3 protein-coding genes, 3 tRNA genes and 3 rRNA genes are annotated in these 4,919 nt (G+C 26.0%); 7 read left to right on the top strand and 2 right to left on the bottom strand.

Annotated features, from left to right (window positions below):
* From O212_RS0114720 to O212_RS0114695, 6 genes are all read left to right on the top strand, one after another.
* Positions 1 to 126: ribosomal RNA gene (locus O212_RS0114720) — 23S ribosomal RNA — on the top strand; the annotation flags it as partial.
* A gap of 67 nt (positions 127 to 193) precedes the next feature.
* Positions 194 to 310 (top strand): 5S ribosomal RNA (rrf, locus tag O212_RS0114715).
* An 8-nt stretch (positions 311 to 318) separates the two neighbouring features.
* Positions 319 to 394, top strand: a tRNA-Lys gene (locus O212_RS0114710).
* A gap of 1,083 nt (positions 395 to 1,477) precedes the next feature.
* Positions 1,478 to 1,594: ribosomal RNA gene (gene rrf, locus O212_RS0114705) — 5S ribosomal RNA — on the top strand.
* A gap of 7 nt (positions 1,595 to 1,601) precedes the next feature.
* Positions 1,602 to 1,677: transfer RNA gene (locus tag O212_RS0114700), tRNA-Lys, on the top strand.
* An 87-nt stretch (positions 1,678 to 1,764) separates the two neighbouring features.
* A tRNA-Lys gene (locus O212_RS0114695) sits at positions 1,765 to 1,840 on the top strand.
* Between the two features lie 138 nt (positions 1,841 to 1,978).
* Here O212_RS0114695 and O212_RS0114690 read toward each other — a convergent pair.
* Positions 1,979 to 2,731, bottom strand: a complete 753-nt coding sequence (locus O212_RS0114690; protein WP_024615851.1) for a signal peptidase II — start codon at positions 2,729 to 2,731, stop codon at positions 1,979 to 1,981.
* A 162-nt stretch (positions 2,732 to 2,893) separates the two neighbouring features.
* On the opposite strand from O212_RS0114690, the gene O212_RS0114685 reads away from it, so the two are divergent.
* A complete protein-coding gene (locus O212_RS0114685; RefSeq protein ID WP_024615850.1) occupies positions 2,894 to 3,700 on the top strand; it encodes a pyruvate, water dikinase regulatory protein in 807 nt (268 codons plus the stop codon).
* A gap of 42 nt (positions 3,701 to 3,742) precedes the next feature.
* Here O212_RS0114685 and O212_RS16320 read toward each other — a convergent pair whose 3' ends face one another.
* The gene (locus tag O212_RS16320) at positions 3,743 to 4,699 is read right to left on the bottom strand and encodes an amidase domain-containing protein (RefSeq protein WP_024615849.1); all 957 of its coding nucleotides are present in this window, start codon (positions 4,697 to 4,699) and stop codon (positions 3,743 to 3,745) included.
* Between the last annotated feature and the right edge of the window lie 220 nt (positions 4,700 to 4,919).

The following is a 4,919-nucleotide window of genomic DNA, read 5'->3' as shown; positions in this document are numbered from 1 at the left end:
CAAGATGAGATTTCCCATAGCGTAAGCTAGTAAGACCCCTTGAAGAACACAAGGTTGATAGGTCAGGGGTGTAAGCATGGTAACATGTTCAGCTGACTGATACTAATAGGTCGAGGGCTTGACCAATAAAAAAACGATCAACAAAAAATCGTGTGCAATTTTCAGAGAACAAATCTCTTTAAAATATGTGATATCTGGTGATGATGGCATAGAGGAAACACTCCTTCCCATTCCGAACAGGAAAGTTAAGCTCTATAGCGCCGATGGTACTGCACGGGTGACTGTGTGGGAGAGTAGGACGTCGCCAGGTTTTTTTACGTGCCATTAGCTCAGCTGGTAGAGCACCTGACTCTTAATCAGGGTGTCTAGGGTTCGACTCCCTAATGGCGCACCAAAAGATCTAGGATTTCCTAGATCTTTTTTTATTTAATTAAAACTACGTTTATATATGATTTAGTTGTATAATAAAAACTTTATTTTGTTAAAATGAAAATACTTTTACGATAATTTTTATAAGAAAATGATTGTTTTAAATTAGGTAAAAACAGTTTAAAAAACATAAAATAGACTGTAAATATAATATAGGTTTTAATTAAAATATGGAGTTATGAAATAGATAAGATATTTAAGATAGCTTTATGAATGTAAGGTTGTTAGAATAGTCAAAATACATATGTTTGTTGAAATAACACTTAAAATAAGCATTTAAAGGTTCCTTAAGAATAAGTATCGTGATTTTTAAATTTTAAATTTTAATATATAAATAAGGAGATAGATATTTGTGGCTAGAGAATTTTGTATTAATACTATTAGAAGAATAAAAAGATGATTGAAGAATATATAATAAATCAAGATAAGAAAATATTATGTTAGATTAAAAAATTAAATGGAAATTTTAATGGTAGTAAGTAAAAAGGTATATAATTGGGGAGGGTTAACACAAATAAGAGAGCTTAGGAATTTTATCAATATAAAATGTAGTAATAATGCAAAGTATTTGAATTAAAAAAATATATTATGATAGTTGAAACAAATTGGTATAAAAAATACATTATATTAATGTAGATTTTATTTAGAAATAAAAAAATTATAAAAAAATTGTATATATAAATATCTTTAAATGAGAAATTATTTTATAAATTAAAAGATAAAATTTTTAAAGTTATGAAGTTAAAGAAAATACTAATTTAAAGTATTTGGATTTTATTGAATTTATAGTAATTTAAATTATGATTGAGAAAGAAAAGTTTGAAAAAATTTTTTAAAGAAAATAAAAAATATCATTTAAAAAATATATAAAATAGTAGATTTAAATGATATTTTAGTAAGCGTAAAGTACCGTTTTATGGGGCCTAAAGGCATATTAATTGATGTTTTTAAAAAAAATGAAGAAAGTTGTTGACAAAAGGTATTTATGTCTATATAATAAGTAATTGTTGAGGCGCCAAACGAGGCACAACAACACATTACAAATTAATCTGGTGATGATGGCATAGAGGAAACACTCCTTCCCATTCCGAACAGGAAAGTTAAGCTCTATAGCGCCAATGGTACTGCACGGGTGACTGTGTGGGAGAGTAGGACGTTGCCAGGTAGTGTGTGGTTCACTAGCTCAGTCGGTAGAGCACATGACTTTTAATCATGGTGTCCCGGGTTCGATTCCCGGGTGAGCCACCAAAATTACTTTTAGTAATTTAATATTTGCTAGTATAGTTTTTATAATTTAGTTTTAGTAATATGGGATTTCATTTTTCTAAAATATATGGTTCACTAGCTCAGTCGGTAGAGCACATGACTTTTAATCATGGTGTCCCGGGTTCGATTCCCGGGTGAGCCACCAAGAATTACTTAAGGTAATTCTCTAATAGGAACTTGCTTAGCATTATATATTCAAAAAGATTATGCTTTCATAATCTTTTTTTATTTTACAATCAATTATTATTGAAATAAAAAAAGGAACTATTTTAAATAGTTCCTTTTACTTTTTAGAAAAGATTTTTAAAAAATCTGATTTTATAAAGTTTAAAAACCTTTTTAGACTTTTAATATCATCCTTAAACGTTGAATCATCATCGTTATTTGAAAAAAAGCCATTATTATAAAAACATATAATCAGAAATAAAATTCCTAAATTTATATATATGTCTTTAAAGTCTGCAACAAATAGAGTACTTATTCCTATAAAGTCTAAACTACCACCATAAAATAATTTATCTATTAATGAGCATAAAGCTCCTGATATTATAAATAATATTGATAAATCAGCAAAGATATCATGATTTCCTTTTGATTTGTAATATCTATATATTTCTATAAATAATATTAAAGCAATTATGTTTATAAATATTAAAGCTGAGAAGCTTACTGATGTTCCAAATCTTGCATTTAACCAAGAGCCTTCTGTATTTATAAGTGGATTAAAAGATAAGAATCCATTAAAAATTTCAAAATATGAGTTAAAGAAAAATAGTTTTATTATTAGTTTTGTCCCTTGGTCTAATAACATAAGGAAGAAAAAGATAATAAGCATAGATTTACTATTTAATCCTAACGGATATTTTTGTGTAAATTTATAAAAAAAGTATCCTACAATACCAAATAATATCATAAGAAATAAATTACCAATTATAGTGTTTAAATCATTTATTCTTCCTGTAAATAATTCAAATAAAAGATATGCTAACCACATTAAAGGAAGTGTTACTACTGATAATATTTTTTTTGTATTCATTTAAACCTCCGTAAAAAAGCATTTTTTGTAAATTTCATTTATAAAATTAAGTTTAACATATAATTACAAAATTCACTATTGAGAAATTTAAAAAAAATGTGTAATAATATACTCAAAGGGGAGAATTTAAAAAATAAATTTTAATAAAGAGAGGTACTTGTTATGTTAACGATATTTGCAGTGTCAGATTCAATTGGAGAAACTTCAAATCAAGTAGCTATTGCAGCAGCAAGTCAATTTGGGAAAGATGTTGCAGTAGAAAGAATACCTTATATAAAAAGTTTAGATGATATAGAAGATGTTATAGAAGCAGTTAAAGAATGTGGTAATGAGGCAGTAATAGTATCAACAATTATAACTGTAGACGTTAGAGAGTATTTAACTCAAAAATGTATAAGTAATAATATACCTGTAGTAAATGTTCTTGGACCTATATTAAACATAATATCATCTAAGTTAAATAAACTTCCAGATAATAATCCAGGGGCTATGTGGGAAACAGATGAAAATTACTTTAAAAGGATAGAAGCTATGGAGTTTGCTATGCAATATGATGATAGTAAGGACTATAGAGGAATAAAAAATGCAGATGTAGTTTTAGTTGGGTTATCAAGAACATCAAAGACACCTTTGTGTATGTACTTAGCTAATAAAGGAATAAAAGCTATAAATATACCTTTAGTTCCTGAGGTTGGTGTTCCTAAAGAACTGTATGAGATTGATAGAAAGAAAATATTTGGATTAACAATTAATCCACTTCAATTAATAGAAATAAGAAAGAAAAGATTAGATAAATTTCATAGAATTCCATCAGATGTTGAATATGCAGGAGATGCTAGAATTTTAGAGGAGTTTGATTTTGCTGATAGTATAATTAGAAAATTAGGTTGTAATACTATAGATGTAACGCAAAGGGCAATAGAAGATACTGCACTTATAATATTGGACAAATTAAAATTAAAAAAATAAATTAAAGAGAAGTATGCGAGAAAGATGCATACTTCTTTTTTATTAAATTGATAAAACTCTAAATTTAGGATACATATCAGGATATACATAAGAAAGAGGATAATTTAGTTTATCGTATGAATGGCAACAATATAAACAATCATTATTAAGTGTATAAGTTATAATACCAGAATGTGTCCATGTTTTTCTATTAGGATGAAAAAATTGAATTATAGACCCAGGAGATAAAATATTGGTTTCATGAGCTAAGTTGTTATATATTAAATAATTGTATAATTCATTAACCCTAACCCATGAATTTCTATAAGGTTTCCAAGTTGATGATGATGGAATACCACCATGGTAAATAGCTTGAGATACAAAGTTTGTACAATCTCCACCATTATCATCAAAACTTTGATATTTTTTATTATAAGTTAATGCATACTTTTGAGCATAGTTTACAGTTTTATTTGGATCATAAGAAGATTTTTTTAAATTAGCTGAAGTTTGAATAATATTAGGTTGTAATTTAGGTAAAGTATATAGGTTTAATATAAGGTTCTCGTATTTTTTTATAGATGAATTAATATAAGAGTCAAGAGAAATTTTTAGGTCTAATGTTTTGCTAATTGATTTATCTATATTATCGATAAGCGGCTCATCATATATGCAAAATATTAACCATTTATTAGAATAGTTACATAACAATGCTGATTTAAAAGTTTTTGAGTTAATTTTTACATCTTTTTTTATATTGAATTGAATATAAAAATTAACTAAACAAGTTACTTCGTCTATATATTCTATATTAAATATTTTAATTCCGGTATAGTTAATAATATTAGTGATAGAAAGAGTAGGTTTATAAGTTGAAATATATTTTTGCTTTATTTTTATAAGTTTTAAGTAACTAGCATTACATATTATAGTATCTAATATTTTATTAGAGTATAGATTATAGAAAAAATTATATAAATTTGAGCTTATTAATATTTTGTCTAATACAGCATTTTTCATCTAAAAAACCTCAATATAATAGATTTATACATTTATTATATGTATTCTAAAAAATAATTGATAAAAAATGAAAAAATATGTTGACAATGATTGTTTATGATGATAATATAATTCTTGTCGCTGAGGCAAATATGTTTTCAAAAAACTTTTGAAAAACAACTTTAAAAAAAGGTTGACATATTAAAAGCTAAGTGATAAAATAAACGAGTCGCTTGAGGGC

The sequence above is a fragment of the Clostridium sp. Ade.TY genome (assembly GCF_000498355.1).
GTDB lineage: Bacteria > Bacillota > Clostridia > Clostridiales > Clostridiaceae > Clostridium.
Note: the sequence above shows the minus strand (reverse complement) of the source record. Positions and strands in the feature narration are given on the sequence as shown.

Coding starts and splice junctions, on each gene's coding strand:
- O212_RS0114685 (WP_024615850.1), top strand. CDS start 2,894: ATGTTAACGATATTTGCAGTGTCAGATTCAATTGGAGAAACTTCAAAT.
- O212_RS0114690 (WP_024615851.1), bottom strand. CDS start 2,731: ATGAATACAAAAAAAATATTATCAGTAGTAACACTTCCTTTAATGTGG.
- O212_RS16320 (WP_024615849.1), bottom strand. CDS start 4,699: ATGAAAAATGCTGTATTAGACAAAATATTAATAAGCTCAAATTTATAT.